Genomic DNA, 22,186 nt, shown 5'->3' on the forward strand with positions numbered 1-22,186 from the left:
CTGCGGCGCTGGGCCTGGCTGGGACCGGTGCTGCGGTCGCCGCGGCTGCTCGCGACCTGCGCGCTGTCGGCGCTGCTGCTGTCGAGCAACTGGCTGGTGTACGTGTGGGCGGTGCAGCACGGCCATGTGGTCGAGGCCAGCCTGGGCTACTTCATCAACCCGCTGGTCAACGTGATGTTGGGATTCGTGTTCCTGCGCGAGCGGCTGCGGCCGGTGCAATGGCTGGCGATCGGCCTGGCCGCGGCCGGCGTGGTCTGGCTGACGGTGACCGCAGGGCGGCTGCCGTGGATTGCGCTGGTGCTCGCGCTGAGCTTCGGTTTCTACGGGCTGATGCGCAAGACGGCGCAGCTGGGCGCGCTGGAGGGGCTGACGCTGGAGACGCTGATCCTGTCGCCCTTCGCCGCCGGGGCGCTGATCTACTGGACGGTGCAGGGCAGCACCGCCTTTGCGAGTGGCGATGCCGGCCAGGCGGCCTGGCTGCTGCTGGCCGGACCGCTCACCGCCATCCCGCTGCTGCTGTTCGCCGCCGGCGCGCGGCGCATCACGCTGACGACCCTCGGACTGGTGCAATACCTGTCGCCGACGATCCAGTTCCTGCTGGGCGTGTGGCTCTATCACGAGCGCTCGCGGGCGCGCGGCTCGTGGGCTTCGTGCTGATCTGGTCGGCGCTCGCGGTCTACAGCGCGGAGAGTCTGTGGCGGAGTCGGCGCTAGGCCACGGTTACTGGCTGGCTCACCCCCCAAACGACTGACGCCCCGTCAGGGGCGTCAGCAGAGGGACAGCGGGTCGCTCGTCAGTTGCGGATCAGATGGTCGAACGCGCTGAGCGCGGCCTTCGCGCCGTCGCCGGCGGCGATGATGATCTGCTTGTACGGCACCGTCGTCGCATCACCCGCCGCGAACACGCCCGGCACCGAGGTCTGGCCCTTGGCGTCGACGATGATCTCGCCGTGCTTGGACAGCTCCACCGTGCCGCGCAGCCACTCGGTGTTGGGCACCAGGCCGATCTGCACGAACACGCCTTCCAGCTCGATCCGCCGGGCCTCGCCGGTGGCGCGGTCGGTGTAGTTCAGTCCGTCCAGCTTGCCGGCCGTGCCGGTGAACTCGGTCGTCTGCGCCTGCGTCAGGATCACCACGTTGGGCAGGCTTTCCAGCTTCTTGACCAGCACCGCATCGGCGCGCAGCGCGTCGCCGAATTCCAGCAGCGTCACGTGGGACACGATGCCGGCCAGGTCGATCGCCGCCTCGACGCCGGAGTTGCCGCCGCCGATCACCGCCACCCGCTTGCCCTTGAACAGCGGACCGTCACAGTGCGGGCAGTAGGCCACGCCCTTGTTCTTGTATTCCTGCTCGCCGGGCACGTTGACATTGCGCCAGCGGGCGCCCGTGGAAATGATGACCGTCCTGCTCTTGAGCGACCCGCCATTGGCCAGCTGCACCTCGACCAGGCCGCCCGGCGTCGTCGCCGGCACCAGCTTGTCGGCGCGCTGCAGGTTCATCACGTCGACGCCGTAATCCTTGACGTGCGACTCCAGCGCCATCGAGAACTTCGGGCCGTCGGTCGACAGCACGGAGATGTAGTTTTCGATCGCCAGCGTGTCGTTGACCTGGCCGCCGAAGCGCTCGGCCGCGATACCGGTACGGATGCCCTTGCGGGCGGCGTACACCGCCGCCGCGGCACGGCCGGGCCGCCGCCGACGATCAGCACGTCGTACGGGTCCTTGGCCGACAGCTTGGCGGCGTCCTTGGCCGCCGCGCCGGTGTCCAGCTTCGCGGCGATCTCCTCGACCGTCATGCGGCCCGAGCCGAATTCCTGGCCGTTCAGGTAGACCGTCGGGACAGCCATGATCTCGCGGGCGTTGACCTCGTCCTGGAACAGCGCGCCGTCGACGATCACCGTCTTGATGCGCGGATTCAGCACCGACATCAGCGACAGCGCCTGCACGACGTCCGGGCAGTTGTGGCAGGTCAGGGACATGTAGACCTCGAAGGCGTAGTCGCCGTCCAAGCCCTGGATCTGATCGATCACGGACTGCTCGACCTTTGGCGGGTGGCCGCCGGTCCACAGCAGCGCCAGCACCAGCGAGGTGAACTCATGGCCCAGCGGGATACCGGCGAAGCGCAGGCTCTGCTCGGTGCCCGTGCGCTTGAGGCTGAACGAGGGCTTGCGCGCATCGTTGCCGTCCAGGCGAAGCGTGATCTTGTCGGACATCGCGGCGATGTCCTGAAGCAGTTGCTTCAGCTCGGCGGAGCTCGCGGAGTCGCTCAAGGAGGCTTCGATCTCGAACGGCAGCGTCACCCGCTCCAGGTAGGCCTTGAGCTGCGCCTTCAGGTTGTCGTCCAACATCGTTGCTTCCTTTCAAATTGCTTCAAGCGACTTCGAGAACTGGCCCCCCTTGCAGGTTGAAGGGGCGGCCGAACGCCGTCCCGCGGACCGACGGGGTCCACGAGCGACGCTTCTGCAGTGAGGGGGAGAGGACAGTCCTCATCCGGGTCACCGGTCGGGGGAAGGTCCTTCCTTGGAAGGACGCTTCACCCCTGTGGGCGAGATCCTCAGATCTTGCCGACCAGGTCCAGCGACGGGGCGATGGTCTTGTCGCCTTCGTTCCACTTGGCCGGGCAGACCTGGCCCGGGTTCTTGGCGACGTACTGGGCAGCCTTGAGCTTGCGCAGGGTCTCCTTGACGTCGCGGGCGATGGCGTTGTCATGCACTTCCAGCGTCTTGATCACGCCTTCCGGGTTGATCACGAAGGTGCCGCGCAGCGCCAGGCCTTCTTCCGGGATGTGCACGCCGAAGGCGTTGGTCAGCGCGTGGGTCGGGTCGCCGACCAGCGGGAACTTGGCCTTGCCGACGGCCGGCGAGGTCTCGTGCCACACCTTGTGCGAGAAGTGCGTGTCGGTGGTGACGATGTAGACCTCGGCGCCCAGCTTCTGGAACTCGCCATAGTTGTCGGCGGCGTCTTCGACTTCGGTCGGGCAGTTGAAGGTGAAGGCGGCCGGCATGAAGATCAGCACGGACCACTTGCCCTTGAGCGACTCTTCCGTGACCTCGATGAACTTGCCGTTGTGGAACGCTTGGGCCTTGAAGGGTTGGACTTGGGTGTTGATCAGGGACATTGCTTGGTCTCTCGAGTCAGGGTTGATGGGATGGACGGAATGATAGGGGGCCGCTGCTATCGACGGGGTTGAATTCCCCAATGCAGCCTATTGCCAATCCCTATTGAGCCAAACTATCAAAACAGCTTTGTGCGATAGCAAAAGCGTCATACGGCAGTCACGCGGCAGTGGCCGCGTCTGCCGATCCGATCGACCGAACGGCTCACAGCGCCTCGAGCGCCAGCAGTTCCTCCACCGTCTGGCGGCGGCGGATCAGGCGGTCGGAGTCCCCGTCCACCAGCACCTCGGCGATCAGCGGCCGGCTGTTGTAGTTGCTGGACATCGACGCGCCGTACGCGCCGGTGTCGTGGATGACCAGCAGGTCGCCGACCTGCGCTTGCGGCAATTCCCGCGCCAGCACCACCCCGCCCTCGGCCTGGGTGAAGACGTCACCCGACTCGCACAGCGGTCCGGCGACGACCGTCGGCCGCACCGGCCGGTCCTGACCGTCGGCGGCAAGCAGGCTCATCGCGTGGTAGCTGCCATACATCGCCGGGCGCATCAGTTCATTGAAGCCGGCATCCACCAGCAGGAAGTGCTGGCGGCCCTGGGTCTTCACGGCGCGCACTTCGGCGAGCAGCACCCCCGATTCGGCGACCAGGTAGCGGCCCGGTTCCAGTTCGAGCGCCAGGCGATGGCCGATGACGCTTTCGGCTTCCTTGCGGGCGGCATCCCAAAGGCTGAAGTAATGGGCGGTATCGATCGGCTCGCCACCCGCCTGATAGGGGATGGAAAGCCCGCCTCCGGCGGAGATCGCCTGCAGGTCCTGGCCGGCGCCCTGGACGACCCGCACCAGCTCGACCATGGCGCCGCACACGCGACCCAGATGCGCGTAATCCACCCCGGAGCCGATGTGCATGTGCAGGCCGATCAGCGTGAGCCCGCGCCGCGCGATGACGGCCAGTGCCTCGCCCAGTTGCTCATGCCAGATGCCGTGCTTGCTGTGCTCGCCGCCAGTATTCGTCTTGTTGCTGTGACCATGGCCGAAGCCCGGATTCAGGCGCAGCCACACCGGGTGACCGGGCGAGACTTCGCCGAGCTGCTCCAGCATGTCGATCGAGCCGGCATTGACCGGGACGCGATGCGCCACGACGGTCGCGAGCGTCTCGCGATCCAGCAGGTCGGCGGTGAACACGATGTCCGAGTGGACCGCGTCCGCGCCGGTGCCCACGGTGTAGCCGGCGGCCAGCGCGCGCAGCACCTCGCCGCGCGACACCGAATCCACCTTCACGCCCTGCTCCCGCATCAGCCGCAGGATGTGGGTGTTGGAGCAGGCCTTCTGGGCGAAGCGGACGGTGTCGAAGCCCTTCAGCGCGGCGATGCGCTCACGGATGACCGCCGCGTCGTACACCCAAAGCGGCGTGCCATGGCGGACGGCGAGCGCGCGCAGCTGTTGTTGGCGGGCGGGGGTGAGGACTTGCGGCATCTCGGCGTTCCTTTGGGGGATGTATTCAGACTGCCGCAAGCATCGTCGCCTCGGATCATTCAATCAAATGCTTTGTTTTCCTTGGTGGATTCATTGCTGATATGGACTGATATGCTGGGCCGATGCCCCTCCCGATCACGCACCGTCATATCGAGGTCTTCCGCGCCGTCATGACCGCCGGCAGCGTCACGGGCGCGGCGCAACTGCTCTTCACCTCCCAACCCACGGTGAGCCGCGACCTGGCGCGCATGGAGTCGCTGCTGGGTTACGTCCTCTTCGACCGCGCGCCCGGCCGACTGCGGCCCACCGCGCGGGCGATGGCGCTGTTCGACGAGGTCCAGCGCGCCTATCAGGGCCTGGACCAGGTGGTCGCGCGCGCGCAGGCGCTGGGACGGGCCGAGGACGAACGGCTGCAGGTGCTGACGCTCCCGGCGCTGGCGCATGCGCTGCTGCCCGCCGCGAGCGCCGACTGGGCGGGCCGCCATCCGCAGGCCGGCTTGACGCTGACGCCGCAGGAATCCCCGCTGCTCGAGGAATGGATGGCGGCGCAGCGCTTCGACATCGGCCTGAGCGAGGTCTCAGCGACCGTGCCTGGCACGCGCAGCGAGACGCTGGCGGAACTCGACGAGGTCTGCGTGCTGCCGGCGGACCATCGCCTGCTCGAACGCGCGGTGCTGACGCCGCGGGACTTCGACGGCGAGCGCTTCGTCAGCCTGTCGTCGGAGGATCCCTATCGCCGCCAGTTCGACGCGATCTTCGCGGCCGCCGGCGTCCAGCGTCGGCTGCAACTGGAGACGCACAGCGCGATCGCCGTGTGCGCGCTGGTCCAGGAGAACCTGGGGATCGCGCTCGTGAATCCGTTGACGGCGCGCGCCTGCGCCGGACCGGGACTGCATATCCGACCGCTGTCGGTGTCGGTGCCCTTCCGCATCCAGGCCCTGTGGGCGCTGCACCGTCCCGGCCACGCGCTGGCGCAGGACTTCATCGACGCGGTGAAGCGCGCCCTCGCGCCCGCCATCGCCGCGCAGGCCGCGGACGGCGCCAAACGACAACGGCGCTGACCGCGAGGCCAGCGCGTTCAGGGGGATGGGTTCGACATGGTCAGCCGGTCCACTCGAAGGACCGGGCCGCCTCAGCGGCGGATCACTGATTGGCGACGGACCGCAGCACCGGCGCGGCTGCCGGCACCGACAGGAAGCGCGCGCGGATCGACTGCTCGATGCCCGCCGCGTCCAGGCCGCACTGGGCCATCAGCTTGCCGGGCTCGCCGTGCTCCACGTACTCGTCGGGCAGACCCAGCTGCAGCACCGGCACCGCCAGGCCTTCCGCCTGCAGCGCTTCCAGCACCGCGCTGCCGGCGCCGCCCATGACGCAACCGTCCTCGACGGTCACCAGGGCATCGTGCGTGCGGGCCAGTTCCTTGACGAGCTGGACGTCCAGCGGCTTCACGAAGCGCATGTTGGCGACGCTCGCGTCCAGCGCCTCGGCCGCCTTCAGCGCCGGGTGCAGCAGCGTGCCGAAAGCCAGGATCGCCACGCGCGGCGCGGCGCGGCCGGCGGTCTGCGGCAGCGACGACTGACGACGCATCTCGCCCTTGCCCCAGGGCAAGGCGACCATGTCCTTCTTGATCTCGGCGCCGATGCCGGCACGCGCGGGTAGCGGACCGTCACCGGGCCGTCGTGCAGGTGACCGGTGTACAAGGCCTGGCGGCACTCGTTCTCATCCGCCGGCGTGATCACGCTCATGTTCGGAATGCAGCGCGTGAAGGCGATGTCGTAGTTGCCGGCATGCGTCGCGCCGTCGGCGCCGACCAGGCCCGCGCGGTCGAGCGCGAACAGCACCGGCAGGTTCTGCAGCGCCACGTCGTGGACCAGTTGGTCGTAGCCGCGCTGCAGGAAGGTCGAGTAGATCGCCACCACCGGCCGCAGGCCCTCACAGGCCAGGCCACCGGCGAAGGTGATCGCGTGCTGCTCGGCGATGCCGACGTCGTAGTAGCGCGTCGGGAAGCGCTTGTGGAACTCGACCATGCCCGAGCCCTCGCGCATTGCCGGGGTGATCCCGACCAGCGTCGGATCGGCCTCGGCCATGTCGCAGAGCCAGTCGCCGAAGACCTGCGTGAAGGTCTTCTTCGCCGGCGTGGTGGACGGCTTGATGCCTTCGGCCGGGTTGAAGGGCGTGGGGCCGTGGTACTTGACCGGGTCGGCCTCGGCCAGCTTGTAGCCCTGGCCCTTGCGCGTGACCAGGTGCAGGAACTGCGGACCCTTCTTGTCGCGCAGGTTCTCCAGCGTGGGGATCAGCGCGTCCAGGTCGTGGCCGTCGATCGGGCCGACGTAGTTGAAGCCGAATTCCTCGAAGATCGTGCCGGGCACGAACATGCCCTTGGTGTGCTCCTCGAAGCGGCGCGCGAATTCATACAGCGGCGTGTGCTTGAGCACCGACTTCGCGCCCTCGCGCGCGGCGGCGTAGAACTTGCCGCTCATCAGCCGGGTGAAGTACTTGTTCAGCGCGCCCACCGGCGGGCTGATCGACATGTCGTTGTCGTTCAGGATCACCAGCACGTCGCCCAGCAGGCCGCCATGGGCGACGCCGGCGTTGTTCAGCGCCTCGAAGGCCATGCCGGCGGTCATCGCGCCGTCGCCGATGATCGCCACCACGCGGCGCGACTCGCCCTTGAGCTTGGCGCCCATCGCCATGCCGTGCGCGGCCGAGATCGAGGTGCTCGAGTGCGCCGTGCCGAAGGTGTCGTACTCGCTCTCGTCGCGGCGCGGGAAGCCGGAAATGCCGCCCTGCTGGCGCAGCGTGGCCATCGCGTCACGGCGGCCGGTGAGGATCTTGTGCGGATAGGTCTGGTGACCCACGTCCCACACCAGCCGGTCGCGCGGCGTGTCGTAGACGTAATGCAGCGCGATCGTCATCTCGACGGTGCCGAGGTTCGACGACAGGTGGCCGCCGGTCTTGGACACGCTGTTCAGGATGTGCGCGCGGACCTCGTCCGCCAGTTGCGGCAACTGGCTGCGCGACAGGCGCCGCAGGTCCGCGGGGCTGTCGATCGCGCCGAGCAGCGTCTGCGAAGCCGTCGCGGTGGTGGTGTTCTCGCTCATGACCTGGCCTCTCTCTCGCCGGTTCAGTTGTCGCGCTCGACCACCTTGTCAGCCAGCAGGCTGAGCCAGGCGGTGTCGGCCAGGCCGCTGGCGGCGAGGGCCTGATGGGCCTCGTCGCGCAGGCGCAGCGCATAGGCGCGGGCGGGCTCCAGGCCCAGCACGCTGACGTAGGTCGGCTTGTTGTTGTCCTGATCCTTGCCGGCGGTCTTGCCGAGCACGTCGCTGTCCTGGGTGACGTCCAGGATGTCGTCGACCACCTGGAAGGCCAGGCCGATCGCGGCGCCGTAGCGGCTCAGCGCCTCCCAGGCGGCGGGGGGCAGGTCGCCGCTCGCCGCGCCCATCAGGACGCTGGCCTGCAGCAGGACGCCGGTCTTGCGCCGGTGCATGTCGCGCAGCGCGGCCTCGTCCAGCGGCTTGCCGATGCTGGCCAGGTCGATCGCCTGGCCGCCGGCCATGCCGTCATAGCCGCTGGCGCGCGCCAGCAGGCGGCAGAGCTTGGCCTGCAGCGCGGGCGGGAGGCCCTCGTCCGGCGTCAGCACGTCGAAGGCCAGCGCCTGCATCGCGTCGCCGGCCAGCATGGCCTGCGCCTCGCCGTACTGCACGTGCAGCGTCGGCTTGCCGCGGCGCAGCACGTCGTTGTCCATGCAGGGCATGTCGTCGTGCGCCAGCGAATAGGCATGGATCAGTTCCACCGCGCAGGCCGCGCGCAACGCCGCCTCGCGCTGCCCGCCGACGGCTTCCGCCGCGGCCAGCACCAGCAGCGGACGCAGGCGCTTGCCGGCGCCCAGCACCGCGTAGCGCATGGCCTCACCGAGGCCGGCCGGGGCGCCCGCGGGCACCCAGGCCTCCAGCGCCTGCTCGACTTCCTCAAGCGACTGCTTCACCCAACGTTCGAAGACACCGGCATCCAATTACTCTTCTCCCCAAGCCTGCGCGCCGCCACCTTCGATGACCTGTACTTGTTGTTCGACGGCCTGGAGCCGCGCGCGGCAGTAGTTGAGCAATGCGGCCCCCCGCTGGTAACTGGCCAGTAACTGGTCCAGCGGCAGTTGACCGGCCTCCATGGCCTGCACCAGACGTTCCAACTCCTCGACCGCCAATTCATAACTGGCGGGCTCCTGCTCCTGGGACGTGGGCGGCGCCGACTTGGCGCTGGCGGAAGGCTTGCTCATTTCAAAACGCGAAAAGGCCGATTGTAAGCACCGGCACTCCCCCGCCTGGGGTCCGACTGTCGGGGGATGTGAATCGAGCGCCACAGGCGTCAGCGGGTGTTTCCGGGTGACGGACCGCTTCGTCGGCCTCCTGCCTCCCCCTGAAGGGGCGGTCCGGGTACAATCACCGGTTCCTTTGCCTGCTCCGTTGTCCCCCAAAGGGCCCGGCAGTCATCGGGGCGACTTCCCGGCCGGGGCCCCAACCGCGTTCGCTCGCGGCGCCGCGCGGCCATCGCCCCCGAGCTCCGGCAGCGTCCGGCGTTGTTTCACTCAGTCCCACATGCCGGCCCGTCCAATCTGGGGGGCGGCCGGTCACGGTTGACATTGGTGTCTTGGAGACCCTCTTGGATCATGTCCGACCTGAGCATCCCTCTCAGCCCGCTTGAACGCAGCACGGCCCCCAGCCACCTCCAGCTGCCTGTCACCTCCTACTTCGACGAGGACCTGTTCCGCCGCGAACAGGAACTGATCTTCCAGCACGGTCCCCGCTACCTCGGCCATGCGCTGGCCGTGCCCGAGGTCGGCGACTACTACGCCCTGCCGCAGGAAGGCGAAGGTCGGGCGATCGTGCGCGGCCCGCAGGGCCTGGAGCTGATCTCCAACGTCTGCCGCCACCGCCAGGCGGTGATGCTGCGGGGCCGCGGCAACACGCGCAGCCACATCGTCTGCCCGCTGCACCGCTGGACCTACGACCTCAAGGGCGAGCTCGTCGGCGCGCCCCACTTCAAGCAGGACCCCTGCCTGCACCTGAACCGCTACAAGATCCGCGAGTGGAACGGCCTGCTGTTCGAGGACAACGGCCGCGACATCGCCGCCGACCTGGCCCGGCTGGGCCCGCGCGGCGCGCTGGACTTCAGCGGCTACCAGCTCGACAAGGTCCATGTCCACGAGTGCGACTACAACTGGAAGACCTTCATCGAGGTCTACCTGGAGGACTACCACGTCGGCCCGTTCCACCCGGGGCTGGGCCAGTTCGTCGCCTGCGACGACCTGGCGTGGGAGTTCGGTCGCGACTATTCGGTGCAGACGGTCGGCGTCAACAAGGCGCTGGAAAAGCCGGGCTCCGCGGTCTACGCCAAGTGGCATGAGCAGGTGCTGGGTTTCTCGGGCGGCAGTCGCCCGACCAGGGCGCGATCTGGCTGACCTACTACCCCAACATCATGGTGGAGTGGTATCCCAACGTGCTGGTGGTCTCCACGCTGTTCCCCAAGGGCGCGCAGAAGACCACCAACATCGTGGAGTTCTATTACCCCGAGGAAATCGTCGCCTTCGAGCGTGACTTCGTCGAAGCCCAGCAGGCGGCCTACATGGAAACCTGCGTCGAGGACGATGAGATCGCGCTGCGCATGGACGCCGGCCGCAAGGCGCTGATGGAGCGGGGCGACAACGAGGTCGGCCCGTACCAGACGCCGATGGAGGACGGCATGAAGCACTTCCACGAGTGGTACCGGGCGCTGATGAAGCGCTGATCCGGTCCCCGCCCCGTCCCCAGCCGCATCGCCCTCCGGTGCGCACAACGCCCCGCTCTTGCGGGGCGTTCGCTTTTGCGGGTCCCCACAACAGGGCGGGCCGGCCTTCGGCGCGAGAATCCCCCGCATGTCTGCACCCCTTCTGATGGTGTTGGCGACCTTGCTGTTCGCCACCATGGGCGTCTGCGTCAAGCTGGCCTCGGCCTACTACGGCGCCGGCGAGATCGTCATGTACCGCGGCCTGGTCGGCACGCTGTTCCTGTTCGCGATGACGCGGGTGAAGGGGCTGTCGCTGAAGACCACCGTGCCGGCGATGCACTTCTGGCGCAGCCTGTCGGGGGTGATCGCGCTGTCGCTGTGGTTCTTCGCAATCAGCAAGCTGCCGCTGGCCACCGCGATGACGCTCAACTACATGTCGTCGGTGTGGATGGCGCTGTTCCTGATCGGCGGGGCGGTGCTGATGGGCGCGGCCAAGGTCGATCCCCGGCTGATCATCACGGTGCTGCTGGGCTTCCTCGGCGTCGGCCTGGTGCTGCAGCCGGCGATGGAAGACCAGCAGGTCTGGCACGGCCTGGCGGGCCTGGCGTCCGGCATGCTGTCGGCGATGGCCTACCTGCAGGTGACGTCGCTGGGCCGCGCCGGGGAGCCCGAGTACCGCATCGTCTTCTACTTCTCGATGGGCGGCGTGGTCGCCGGCGCGCTGACGACCATCGCCTCGCACGGCGGCTGGCACGGCCACACCTGGACCGGCGCGGCGCTGCTGCTGGCCGTCGGCGTGCTGGCCACGGCGGCCCAGCTGCTGATGACGCGCGCCTACCGCACCGGCAAGCCGCTGGTGAACGCGTCGCTCCAATACCTGGGCATCGTGTTCTCGGCGTTGTATGGTGTGCTCCTTTTCGGCGACCGGCTGGGCCTGGCCTCCTGGATCGGCATCCTGCTGATCGTGGGCGCGGGCCTGGGGGCGACGCTGCTGCGCGCCCGGAACACCCCCAAGGACGCCCAGCACTCGGTCCAGGAATCCTGAAGCGCCATGACGACCTCCGCGACGACCCCGACCAGCTCCGCAGTCTCCGCCCCCACTCCCCCCCGCCTTGATGGCCTGATCTCCGTCGGGCAGTTGCAGGCGCTGCTGGCGTCCGACGCACCGCCGCTGGTCGTCGATGTCCGCTTCGACCTGACCGACACCTCGGCCGGCGAGCGCGCCTACGCCGCCGGCCACATTCCTGGCGCCTTCTACCTCCACCTGGACCGCGACCTCAGCGGCCCGAAGCAGGACGCCTTCGGCGTTTTCCGCGGCCGCCATCCGCTGCCGGACCGGGCCGCCTTCGCCGCCCTGCTGGGGGAACTGGGCCTGCGTTCGGGCCGAACCCTGGTGGCCTACGACGCGGCCGACGGCATGTACGGCGCGCGGGTCTGGTGGATGCTGCGCTGGCTGGGCCATGCGGACGTCGCGGTGCTGGACGGGGGCTTCGCGGCCTGGCAACAGGCGGGGGGCGCGGTGAGCACCGACCTGCCCACCGCCACGGCCGGCGCCTTCACGCCGGGCGCTCCGCTCGAGGAACCGCTCAGCGCGCAGGAGCTGCTCGGCCAGCTCGGCAAGGTCCGGCTGATCGATGCCCGTGCCGGTGAGCGCTTTCGCGGCGAAGTCGAGCCGCTCGATGCCCAGGCCGGCCACATCCCGGGCGCGACGAACCGCTTCTTCAAGTCCAACCTGAGCGCCGACGGCCGGTTCAAGGCGCCGGCGCTGCTGCGCGAGGAGTTCGCGGCGCTGCTCGGCCCCCAAGGGGCGGATGCGACCGTGCACCAGTGCGGGTCGGGCGTGACGGCCTGCCACAACCTGCTGGCGATGCACCATGCCGGGCTGTCCGGCAGCCGGCTCTATCCCGGTTCCTGGAGCGAGTGGAGCGCCAACCCGCGTTTCCCGCTGGCGAAAGGCTGACGGACGGCCCTTATTGACAACGCGCATGGTGCGAGCACCATGGGAAGCTCAGACTGCGACGGCAAGCCCTGACCCCACCTCGGTGGGGGCCGGCCCACCCAGCCCACCCGCTCGTTTGAAGGAGGCTCGCCATGTTCCAGCGCATCCTGATCCCCACCGACGGCTCCGACATCACCGCCAAGGCGATCGATACCGCCGTCAAGCTCGCGAAGTTCCACGGCGCCAAGCTGTTCGCCATCAGCGTCAAGGAACCCTTCCCCTACAGCGCCGTGTCGGAGATGCAACCGACGCCGCCGCAGGAGTTCTTCGACGCCCAGGAGCGCATCGCGCAGGAACGCCTCGGACAGGTGCTGGCGCTGGCGCGCGGCCAGGGCCTGGAGATCGAAGCCCACAGCGTGGAGGCGCTGCATCCCTGGGAAGCCATCATCGAGCACGCCAAGCGCGTCGATGCCGACCTGCTGGTGATGGCCACGCACGGGCGGCGCGGGCTGCAGGCGCTGCTGCTCGGCAGCGAAACGCAGAAGGTGCTGACCCACTGCGCCTTCCCGGTACTGGTGGTGCACGGCGAGGGAGCGTCGCCGTCCCAATAAGGCACTCCCCGGCACGCCACATGACCGCAGCGCCCTCCCGGGCGCTGCAGGCTGGCTTCAGTGGGAGTGCTTCCCGCCCACGACGATCAGCACGAAGACGATGCCCACGCCCAGCCACAGCAGCTGCAGCGCGGTGTCCTTCCAGGGCAGCCGGCGCTGAAGCTGCGGGATCAGATCGGCGACCGAGACATAAACGAAGCTGCTGGACGCCGCCACCAGCAGGTAGGGGAACAGCTGCTGCCACGGCCCGACGATGTAGTAGCCGACCAGCCCGCCGACCACCGCCGCCATGCCGGACACCGCATTGAAGAACAGCGCCTTCTTGCGCGAGAACCCCGCGTTCAGCAGCACGATGTAGTCGCCGACCTCCTGCGGGATCTCATGCGCCACGATCGCCATCGCGGTGACCCAGCCCAGATGGTGATCCGCGAGGAACGCGGCCGCGATGATGATCCCGTCGCAGAAGTTGTGGATCGAATCCCCCACCAGCACCGACAACCCACCCCGCCCGGCCTGTTCCCGGTCGAAATGGTGATGGTGGTGGTGCCCGTCCCCCTCGTGGTGGTGGGTGTGGCGGTAGAGCTCGGCCTTCTCCAGCAGGAAGAAGAACATCAGCCCGCCCAGCAACGCCAGGAAGAGGTTGTGCGGATCGGCACCGCTCTCGAAGGCCTCCGGCAGCACATGCAGCAGCGCGGTCGACAGGAGCACGCCGGTGGACAGGCTCACCAGGTGCTTCACGATGCGGCTCAGCAGGCCGACCGTCAGCATCGCCGCGATCGTCACGGAGGCCAGACCGCCAGCGAAGGTCACCAGCAGGATGTAGGTCAGGGTCATGGATAAAAAAGGCGCACCACGTGGGGTGCGCCGGATGGGGTTCCGAAAATTGTCTCAGAGTCGTCAAGCCCCCCTTGCGCCGGGGACGTTCACACCCCGTGCTGCTTGAACCAGGCCTGGCAGCGCGCCCATCCGTCCTTGGCGGGATCGGGCCGGTAGCTGGGGCGGTAATCGGCATGGAAGGCGTGGCCGGCGTCAGGGTAGACGACAAACTCGCTGGCCTTGGCCGCCGCGCTGCCTTGTTTGAGCGCCTCCTGCATCGCGGCGACGGTCGAGACCGGGATGCCGTTGTCCTGCGCACCGTACAAGCCCAGCACCGGGGCGTTCAGCTGGGCCGCGACGTCGATCGGGTGCTTGGGCGTCATCGCATTGGTCTGGCCCTGCAGGCGGCCGTACCACGCCACGCCGGCCTTCAGCTCGCGGCTGTGGGCGGCATACAGCCAGACGATCCGACCGCCCCAGCAAAAGCCGGTGATCCCCAGCTTGGAGGTGTTGCCTCCCATCCCGTTCGCCCAGGCCACCGCCGCGTCCAGGTCGTTCAGGACCTGCGCGTCAGGCGTGCGCTGGATGATCTCGGTCTGCAGCTTGGCGATGTCCGAATAAACCTTCGCGTCACCTTGACGCGCGAACAGGTCGGGCGCGACCGCCAGGTAGCCCAGCTTGGCGAAGCGGCGCGCGACATCGGCGATGTGCTCATGCACGCCGAAGATCTCGCTGACCACCAGCACCACCGGCGCCTGCTTCTTGCCCGCTGGCTGCGCGACATAGGCCGGCATCTTGAAGTCGCCGACCGGGATGCTGACCGGACCGGCATCCAGGCCCTGCGCGTCGGTGCTGATCGTCTGCGCCGTCACCGGCAGCACCGCCGCGGCGAAGCCGCTGCCCACCGCGGTGCCGACGAAGGCACGGCGGCTGAAACCCCGGCCCGGCGCCAGCGTGTCGATGTCGTCGCGGATCGCGTCGGCGAGTTCAGGAGACAGGCCGGCGGCATCGGCGCGGGAATCGGAATTCGTCATCTGCAGCTCCTCGTGGGGAATGCGGGGTGGAATGGATCCGAAGGTTCCGGACGGAACGCCGGATGCTATCCCGGTCGGCCGCCGGGCACCGGACCACGGCGTCGCGACAGCACGATGAAAGCACTTCGTTCCCGGCGGGCGGGCCAAAGACCGCGACAATCGCGCCCCATGACGCAAGCGCAAGTTCCTCCGATCCTGGCCGCCATCGACATGGGCTCCAACAGCTTCCGGCTCGAGCTGGCCCAGCTGCAGCACGGGCACTACCGCCGGCTGGACTACCTGAAGGAAACGGTGCGGCTGGGCGCGGGCCTGGATGCGATGAGCATGCTGACCGAAGAGGCAGCCCAGCGCGGCCTGGACTGCCTGCGGCGCTTCGCCGAACGGCTCGCCGACCTGCCGGCCGCCAGGTGCGCGCGGTGGCGACGCAGACGCTGCGTGAGGCGCGCAACCGCAACGCCTTCCTGGCGCGGGCGCAGGAGGTGCTGGGCCATCCGATCGAAGTCATCTCGGGCCGCGAGGAAGCGCGCCTGATCTACGCGGGCGTGGCGCGGCTGCAGACCGCGGAAGACCCGCGCCTGGTCATCGACATCGGCGGCCGATCCACCGAGATGATCCTGGGCCGCGGGCCGCAGCCGCTGGCCGCCGAGTCCTTCCAGATCGGCAGCGTCAGCCTCTCGATGCGCTTCTTCCCCGACGGACGCTTCACCGCCGAGGCCTTCCGCGCCGCGCAGGTCGCCGCCGGCGCCGAGCTCGAGGAAGCCATCACCCAGTTCTCCCGCCAGGCCGCGCAGCCGCGCTGGAAGCAGGCCCTGGGCTCGTCGGGCACCGTCGGCGCGGTGGCCCAGATCCTTGCGGCCAACAACGTCAGCCCCGACGGCTCCATCACCCTCGACGGCCTGCGCTGGTGCATCGAGCAGTGCCTGCTCGCCGGACGCATCGACGCGCTCAAGCTGCCCGGCCTCAAGGACGACCGGCGCGCCGTCGTCGGCGGCGGACTCTGCATCCTCTACACGCTGCTCACCCACTTCGACATCGAGCGCCTCCACCCCGCCAAGGGCGCGCTGCGCCAAGGCGTCATCTTCGACCTCGCCGAGCGCCTCGATCCCCGCTTGCTCGCCACCGGGCGCGACATGCGCGAACAGTCCGTCGCCGAACTCCAGCGCCGCTTCGCCGTCGACCGCGCTCAGGCCAGCCGCGTCCAGCAGATCGCCCAGCGGCTTCATGCGCAGCTCGCGCCGAAAGCCGAGGAAGAACATCGCCGCGAACTCGGCTGGGCCGCCGCGCTGCATGAGATCGGCATGATGGTCTCCCACCATGACCACCATCGCCACAGCGCCTACCTGCTCTCCCACGTCGACGCGCCAGGCTTCTCCCAAAATCAGCTCCGGCGCCTCGGAGACCTCGCGCTCGGTCAGCGGGGAGGACTCCGCAAGCTCGAAGAACAGCTCCAGGAAGAACCCATGATCTGGCAGCTGCTGGCGTTGCGACTCGCCGCCATCAAATGCCACGCGCGCAGCGAGGTCGACGCGACAGCCATCAAGCTGCGGCGCGAAGGGATGAACGTCATCATCGAAATGCGCAAGGGCTGGGCCGAAGCACATCCGCGGGCGCATTACCTGCTGCGCGAAGAATTGGACGCGTGGGGCAAGGTCGGGCGCGTGCAGTTGGCGTTGGAGGCTTGAGGCCAATGCGCTGACTGCAGGCGGGTGAGCGCGACAGGCATGGCCTGGGCCGGCGACTCGCGTCGGGCGGACGCCAACTCGCTCTGCTCACCTTCGGTTCGCGACGCTCAGACAGACGGCGTCCAAGTCAGTCATCCAGCCCGACACGAGTCGCCGGCCCAGGCCATGCCCGTCCAGAAACAGAGGTGGACGGCGTGGGGGTTGGCGTGAACCTCGCGGGACTTGGTCAGGGATCCTCGTGGTACAGGCGCATCAGGGCCTGTTGCGCACTGACATGCTGCGGCGAATCCTCGGTGCCAATGCGCTGCGAGGTGCCGTCAGGGCCCAGTTGCCACGCGTCCAGACTGTCGTGCAGGTACGGGGTCAGGCCCTCGTCGATGACGCGCTGGCGCAGCTTCGGATCAGTGATCGGCCAGGCCACCTCGATGCGACGCAACATGTTGCGCGCCATCCAGTCCGCGCTCGACAGGTACAAGGCCTCCTGCTCCTCCTTGCCCCAGCGGAAATAGAAGATCCGCGAGTGCTCGAGGAAGCGGCCCACCACCGAGCGCACCAGGATGTTGTCCGTCTCGCTCGGCAGGCCGGGCGGCAACATGCATGCGCCGCGCACGATCAGGTCCACCTTCGCACCCGCACGGCCCGCCCGCACGATCCCGTTGATGAGCTCCGCATCCGTCAGCGCATTGATCTTCAGAACTACCCGCGCGGGCTCGCCGCGCCGCGCGGCCTCCTCCACCTGCGACAGCAGCTCGACCATCGTCCGGTGCAGGTTGAACGGCGCGAGCAGCAGCTTCTTCGGCGCCTTGAACTTCGACAGCGACGCCAACTGGCGGAACACCAGATCCATGTCCGCCGTCATCTCGGCATCGGCCGTCAGGTAGCCGAGGTCCGTGTAGAAACGCGCCGTCTTCGGGTTGTAGTTACCGGTCGACAGGTGGCCGTAGCGCCGCAGCTTGCCGCCCTCCCGGCGGGTGATCAGCATCAGCTTGGCATGCGTCTTCAGGCCGACGATGCCGTACACCACCTGCGCACCGACCGCCTCCAGCCGCTCGGCCCAGTTGATGTTGGCCTCCTCGTCGAAGCGCGCCTTCAGCTCGACGACCGCGAGGACCTCCTTGCCGCGACGCGCCGCCTCGATCAGCAGGTCCGCCAGCACCGACTGGCTGCCGGTGCGGTAGATCGTCTGCTTGATGGCCAGGACGTCCGGATCCTCGACCGCCTCGCGCAGCAGCTGCACCACCGGCTCGAAGCTCTCGAACGGGTGATGCAGCATCACGTCGCCCTTGGTCCGCAACTTGTCCAGGATCGACTTGCCCCGCGGCAGCCGCCCCGTCGGCCAACTCGGTTCATAGGGGCGGAAACGCAGGTCGTCGGCATCCGTCTGGTCGATCAGCTCGTTCAGGCGCACCAGGTTGACCGGCCCGTTGACCCGGTACAGCGCCGCCTCCGGCAGGTCGAATTGCTCGAGCAGGAAACGCGAGAGCTCCTCGGGGCAGGTGTTGACCACCTCGAGCCGCACCGCGCGCCCGAAATGACGCGTCGTGAGGCCCGAGCGCAGCGCATGCCGCAGGTTGGCGATCTCTTCCTCGTCGACCTCCAGATCCGAATCCCGCGTGACGCGGAACTGCGAGAAGGCCTCGACATGCCGGCCGGGGAACAGCTCCTCGAGGTGGGCGCGGATGACGCTGGTGAGCAGGACGAAGCTCTGCTTGCCGCCGCTGATGGCCGCCGGCACCTTGATCACGCGCGGCAGCACGCGCGGGACCTTGACGATGGCGATGCGGTTGTCGCGTCCGAGCGCGTCCTTGCCCGACAGCCGCGCGATGAAGTGCAGCGACTTGTTGGCCACCTGCGGGAACGGATGCGCCGGGTCCAGGCCCACCGGCACCAGCAGCGGCCGCACTTCCCGCTCGAAGAACCTGCTGACCCACGCGCGGATCTCGTCGGTGCGGTCGGCGTGGTTGAGGATCTGGATGTTGTGCTCGCGCAGCGCGGGCATGACCTGGTCGTTGAAGATCGCGTACTGCTGGTCGATCAGGTCATGGGCCGCGCGTCCCACGCGCTCCACGTCGCGCGGCGTCACCAGGCCGCTGCCGTCCCGCTGCGCATCGAGCATGTCGGCGAAGCGCACCTCGAAGAACTCGTCGAGGTTGCTGGACACGATGCAGATGTAGCGCAGCCGCTCCAGCAGCGGCACGTCGACGCGCTGGGCCTGCGCCAGGACACGCCGGTTGAACTCGAGGATCGCGTTTTCGCGGTTGAGCAGCGGGACATCGGGCAAAGTCATGAACTCATTCTATGAAGCTGGTATGACAAGCCAGTGACCCTCTTTGGAGCCAGTCCGCAGACGAGGCGCAGCCCCGATGACCGACGCCGCGAGTCGTCTGGCGCGGCCCGGAGTTGGTGATGCGGGGGGCCGGGTCGCCCGAAGAGGGGCCCCCTCAGGCGGGTTGGCGCATGGCGGCGGCGAGCGCCTGCGCCGCGTCCTGCTCGGCGCCGGAGCGCTGCCGCTCCGCCCAGTCCAGGATTTCCAGGTGCCCGTCCGCATGCTCGACCAGCGCCGTGAGGCTCTCGACCCAGTCGCCGTCGTTGGCGTAGGTGATGCCGTCGATGTCGCGCAGCTCGGCGTGGTGGATATGGCCGCAGATCACGCCGTTGACGCCGCGCTTGCGGGCCTCGCGCGCCAGCGCTTCCTCGAACTCGCTGATGAAGGAGACGGCGCGCTTGACCTTGAGCTTCAGGTACTTGCTCAGGCTCCAGTACGGCAGCCCCAGGCGCGCGCGCATCGAGTTGAGGTGACGGTTCAGCTTGAGCGTGAATTCATAGAGGCTGTCGCCGACGTAGGCCAGCCACTTGGCATGCTGGATGACGCCGTCGAAGAGATCGCCGTGGGTGATCCAGAACTTGCGGCCGTCGGCGGTCTCGTGGATCCACTCGTGCGCCACCTCGATGCCGCCGAAGCTGTGCTGCAGGTACTTGCGCGCGAATTCGTCATGGTTGCCCGGCACGTAGATCACCCGAGTGCCCTTGCGGGCCTTGCGCAGCAGCTTCTGCACCACGTCGTTGTGGGCCTGCGGCCAGTACCAGCTGCGGCGCAGCTGCCAGCCATCGACGATGTCGCCAACCAGGAAGAGCTGCTCGCACTCGACCTCACGCAGGAAGTCCAGCAGGGCCCGCGCCTGGCAGCCGGGCGTGCCCAGGTGCAGGTCGGAGATCCACACCGTGCGCACCCGGATCGAGCCGCCCTCTTCCGCCTCGGCCCCAGGCGGTTCTTGCGAGACAGCGGCGGCCATGAGCGTGTCGGTCAGCATGGCCCCACAGGTTGCCGGGGCCGGATGAAAGCTTGATGACCGCCCGATGGGGGGCCTTCCGGGGGAACGCCGATAATCCGCCGCCATGCACCTGATGATCCCCTTCGCCAGTGCGCTGGATCCTCATTTCGAGGGGGCCCTGCGCGAGCTGGAGCTGCCGAACCTGAGCCACCTGCTCGGGCTGCTGGCGCCGGCCGGCGAGGTCGGCGACGCCGACGAGACCACCCCGATCCCTCCCCACGAACGTTTCCTGGCGCAAGCCCGCGGCATCACGACGACCACCCACCGCTGGCCGCCTGGCGCCTGCGCGCGGCCGGTCACGAGCCCGGCGACGCCGCCTGGGCGCTGCTGCGCTCGCCCAAGCTGGGCGCGCACCTGGGCAGCAGCCTGCTGCGCATCGGGCTGGGCTTCGGCGCGGCGGTGCTGGCCGGCGTCGGCCTGGGCCTGCTGATCGGGCGCCTGCGCCTGGCGCGCGAGCTGCTCCTGCCGCCGCTGGAGGTGCTGCGGCCCATTCCGGCGGTGGCCTGGATCCCGCTGGCCATCCTGATGTTCCCGTCCTCGGAAGGCAGCATGGTGTTCATCACCTTCACCGGCGCCGTGTTCCCCATCCTGCTCAACACGGTCCATGGCGTGGAGGCGGTCGACCCGCGGCTGGTGGCCTCGGCGCGCAGCCTGGGCACGCGCCGCTGGCGGCTCTTCGCCGAGGTGATCGTGCCGGCGGCCGCGCCCAGCATCGTCACCGGGCTGTCCATCGGCATGGGCACCTGCTGGTTCTGCCTCGTGACCGCGGAAATGATCGCCGGCCAATACGGCATCGGCTACTTCACCTGGGAGTCCTACACCGTGCAGAACTACCCCAACATCGTCGTCGGCATGCTGCTGATCGGCGCCCTGGGCATGGGCAGCAGCGCGCTGATCCAGTGGGCCGGGCGGCGGCTGATGCCGTGGTATCGCCCGCAGCGGGAGGCGCAATGACAGCGTCCGTGCAAGCAGCGCAGACGGTGCAATCGGTGCCACCCGTGCAAGCCGTGCCGCCCGCGCCGCCCGCGCCGCCGCGCGGCGGTCGGCTCCTGATCGAGCAGGTCAGCATCGAGGTCGGTCAGGGGAACGCGCGTGTCGAGGTCCTGCGCGAGGTGACGATCGACGCCGCGCCCGGCGAGTTCATCTGCCTGCTGGGCCCCTCGGGCTGCGGCAAGTCGACGCTGCTGGGCGCGCTGGCCGGGCATTTGCGGCCCGCGCGCGGTGAGCTGCGGCTCGACGGCGCGCTCATCGGGGGTCCGGACCCGGAGCGCGGCCTGGTGTTCCAGCAGCACACGCTGTTTCCCTGGAAGACGGTGCTCGACAACGTCGCCTACGGGCTGAAGATGAAAGGCGTGGACCGCGCCACGCGCGAACGCGAGGCCCGGCAGCTGATCGGGATGGTCGGCCTGGCGGGCTTCGAGCATCGTTATCCGCGCGAACTGTCCGGCGGCATGCAGCAGCGGGTGGAGATCGCGCGCGTGCTGATCAACCATCCGCGCGTGCTGCTGATGGACGAGCCCTTCGGCGCGCTGGACGCGCTGTCGACCGCCGGGGCGCTGACGATCACCGGCACCGCCTCCAATCCGTCGGCGAGCACCTACCGGAACCAGCAATCCACGGTGGCGCTGATCGGCAGCAGTTCGAACGCGGTCACGCTGACGGGCGGGTCGGTGACGATCAACGGCACGAACACGACGGTCGGCGGCGCCGCCAGCACCAGCAATGGGAACGCGGCGGTGAAGCTCGACGGCAAGGTCGACATCACCGCGTCGACCGGCGCGCTGCACATCGCGGGCAGCAACGCGGGGGGCGACGGCGTCTGGGGATCCGGCACCGCCGCCGTCCGGCTCAGCGCGCCGGCGGCGATCCCGATCCAGATCTCCGCGCAGGCGCTGGACACGGTCAGCGGCTACACCGGCTTCTACATCGGCGGCCCGGCGACGCTGTCGGTGCTGACGCTGGCGCCCTTGCAGATCAGCGCCGAGAGCCAGGTCGCCACGCGGCGCGCGCTGTGGAACAAGGGCGGGCTGATCGTGCCCGGCGCGCTGAGCATCACCACGGCCGCCGGCATGGTGGCCGACGACACCACCTTCGGCGGCTACTTCCACATCGGTGGCGCGACCTCGATGACCGCGGCCGGCGCGGGCAACACGGTGAGCCTGGTCAACGCCGGCAATGCCTTCTCGGGCGCGGTCGCGGTGACGGCGGCGGACACGACCTTGCGCAACAGCGCGGCGCTGACCTTCGGGGCGTCCAGCATCAGCGGCGCACTGACGGTCACGGCGCCCGGGATCTCGCAGAGCGGCGCGGTCTCGGTCTCCGGCGCGAGCACGCTGAACAGCGGCAGCTCGGCCATCACGCTGGCCAATGGCGCCAACGCGTTCGGCGGCGCGATGAGCCTCACCGCTGGCAATGCGACGGTGGCCGCGAA

At 68.8% G+C, this 22,186-nt stretch carries 14 protein-coding genes and 7 pseudogenes; 11 read left to right on the forward strand and 10 right to left on the reverse strand.

From position 1 onward, the window contains the following. A pseudogene (gene rarD, locus FUT87_RS10725) lies at nt 1-713 on the forward strand (EamA family transporter RarD); the annotation flags it as partial. 80 nt (nt 714-793) lie between these two features. Here the strand turns inward: rarD and ahpF are convergent. The 3 genes and pseudogenes from ahpF to lysA form a co-directional block, all read right to left on the reverse strand. Beyond that, a pseudogene (ahpF, locus tag FUT87_RS10730) lies at nt 794-2,346 on the reverse strand (alkyl hydroperoxide reductase subunit F). A gap of 206 nt (nt 2,347-2,552) precedes the next feature. After that, a complete protein-coding gene (gene ahpC / locus FUT87_RS10735) occupies nt 2,553-3,116 on the reverse strand; it encodes an alkyl hydroperoxide reductase subunit C (RefSeq protein WP_091725431.1) in 564 nt (187 codons plus the stop codon). A gap of 202 nt (nt 3,117-3,318) precedes the next feature. After that, entirely contained in the window at nt 3,319-4,581 is a 1,263-nt protein-coding gene (lysA, locus tag FUT87_RS10740; protein WP_147241004.1) for a diaminopimelate decarboxylase, read from the reverse strand. Nucleotides 4,582-4,703: 122 nt separating this feature from the next. Between lysA and FUT87_RS10745 the strand changes: the two genes are divergently transcribed. Continuing rightward, on the forward strand, nt 4,704-5,642 hold the full coding sequence (locus FUT87_RS10745) for a LysR family transcriptional regulator (protein ID WP_147241005.1): 939 nt from the start codon (nt 4,704-4,706) through the stop codon (nt 5,640-5,642). Nucleotides 5,643-5,724: 82 nt separating this feature from the next. Here the strand turns inward: FUT87_RS10745 and dxs are convergent. From dxs to xseB, 3 genes and pseudogenes are all read right to left on the reverse strand, one after another. Next, nucleotides 5,725-7,682: pseudogene (gene dxs / locus FUT87_RS10750) on the reverse strand (1-deoxy-D-xylulose-5-phosphate synthase). A 23-nt stretch (nt 7,683-7,705) separates the two neighbouring features. Next, nucleotides 7,706-8,593 (reverse strand): polyprenyl synthetase family protein, encoded by an 888-nt coding sequence (locus FUT87_RS10755; protein ID WP_091725440.1) that lies wholly within the window; start codon nt 8,591-8,593, stop codon nt 7,706-7,708. After that, complete coding sequence (gene xseB, locus FUT87_RS10760; protein WP_091725443.1) at nt 8,594-8,854, reverse strand: exodeoxyribonuclease VII small subunit; 261 nt, start codon at nt 8,852-8,854, stop codon at nt 8,594-8,596. A 390-nt stretch (nt 8,855-9,244) separates the two neighbouring features. On the opposite strand from xseB, the pseudogene FUT87_RS10765 reads away from it, so the two are divergent. From FUT87_RS10765 to FUT87_RS10780, 4 genes and pseudogenes are all read left to right on the forward strand, one after another. Further along, nucleotides 9,245-10,362, forward strand: a pseudogene (locus FUT87_RS10765) (aromatic ring-hydroxylating dioxygenase subunit alpha). A 127-nt stretch (nt 10,363-10,489) separates the two neighbouring features. Next, nucleotides 10,490-11,386 carry a DMT family transporter gene (locus FUT87_RS10770; protein ID WP_186830472.1) on the forward strand — a complete coding sequence of 299 codons (897 nt, stop codon included), beginning with the start codon at nt 10,490-10,492 and terminating at the stop codon, nt 11,384-11,386. Between the two features lie 6 nt (nt 11,387-11,392). Next, a complete protein-coding gene (locus tag FUT87_RS10775; protein WP_147241006.1) occupies nt 11,393-12,301 on the forward strand; it encodes a sulfurtransferase in 909 nt (302 codons plus the stop codon). A 131-nt stretch (nt 12,302-12,432) separates the two neighbouring features. Further along, on the forward strand, nt 12,433-12,891 hold the full coding sequence (locus tag FUT87_RS10780; RefSeq protein WP_091725452.1) for a universal stress protein: 459 nt from the start codon (nt 12,433-12,435) through the stop codon (nt 12,889-12,891). A 57-nt stretch (nt 12,892-12,948) separates the two neighbouring features. On the opposite strand, the gene FUT87_RS10785 is transcribed toward FUT87_RS10780, so the two are convergent. Together FUT87_RS10785 and FUT87_RS10790 are read right to left on the reverse strand one after the other, a co-directional pair. Next, a complete protein-coding gene (locus FUT87_RS10785) occupies nt 12,949-13,725 on the reverse strand; it encodes a ZIP family metal transporter (RefSeq protein WP_091725455.1) in 777 nt (258 codons plus the stop codon). An 89-nt stretch (nt 13,726-13,814) separates the two neighbouring features. Next, nucleotides 13,815-14,741, reverse strand: a complete 927-nt coding sequence (locus tag FUT87_RS10790) for a dienelactone hydrolase family protein (protein WP_147241007.1) — start codon at nt 14,739-14,741, stop codon at nt 13,815-13,817. Between the two features lie 168 nt (nt 14,742-14,909). Between FUT87_RS10790 and FUT87_RS10795 the strand changes: the two are divergent. Further along, nucleotides 14,910-16,423, forward strand: a pseudogene (locus FUT87_RS10795) (exopolyphosphatase). A 226-nt stretch (nt 16,424-16,649) separates the two neighbouring features. Here FUT87_RS10795 and ppk1 read toward each other — a convergent pair. Next, nucleotides 16,650-18,710: a polyphosphate kinase 1 gene (gene ppk1, locus FUT87_RS10800; RefSeq protein ID WP_147241008.1), complete on the reverse strand. Its 2,061-nt coding sequence runs from the start codon at nt 18,708-18,710 to the stop codon at nt 16,650-16,652. 154 nt (nt 18,711-18,864) lie between these two features. Then, the gene (locus FUT87_RS10805; RefSeq protein WP_175538434.1) at nt 18,865-19,716 is read right to left on the reverse strand and encodes a UDP-2,3-diacylglucosamine diphosphatase; all 852 of its coding nucleotides are present in this window, start codon (nt 19,714-19,716) and stop codon (nt 18,865-18,867) included. Between the two features lie 103 nt (nt 19,717-19,819). Between FUT87_RS10805 and FUT87_RS30570 the strand changes: the two genes are divergently transcribed. From FUT87_RS30570 to FUT87_RS30580, 4 genes and pseudogenes are all read left to right on the forward strand, one after another. Next, a complete protein-coding gene (locus FUT87_RS30570) occupies nt 19,820-20,185 on the forward strand; it encodes a hypothetical protein (protein WP_255511764.1) in 366 nt (121 codons plus the stop codon). Further along, a pseudogene (locus tag FUT87_RS10810) lies at nt 20,068-20,709 on the forward strand (ABC transporter permease); the annotation flags it as partial. The gene FUT87_RS30570 and the pseudogene FUT87_RS10810, both read left to right, overlap by 118 nt. A 53-nt stretch (nt 20,710-20,762) precedes the next feature. Then, nucleotides 20,763-21,293, forward strand: a pseudogene (locus FUT87_RS30575) (ABC transporter ATP-binding protein); the annotation flags it as partial. A 495-nt stretch (nt 21,294-21,788) separates the two neighbouring features. Continuing rightward, on the forward strand, nt 21,789-22,186 hold a 398-nt coding region (locus FUT87_RS30580), incomplete at its 3' end, for a hypothetical protein (RefSeq protein WP_404935389.1).

Source organism: Mitsuaria sp. TWR114 (assembly GCF_007997345.1).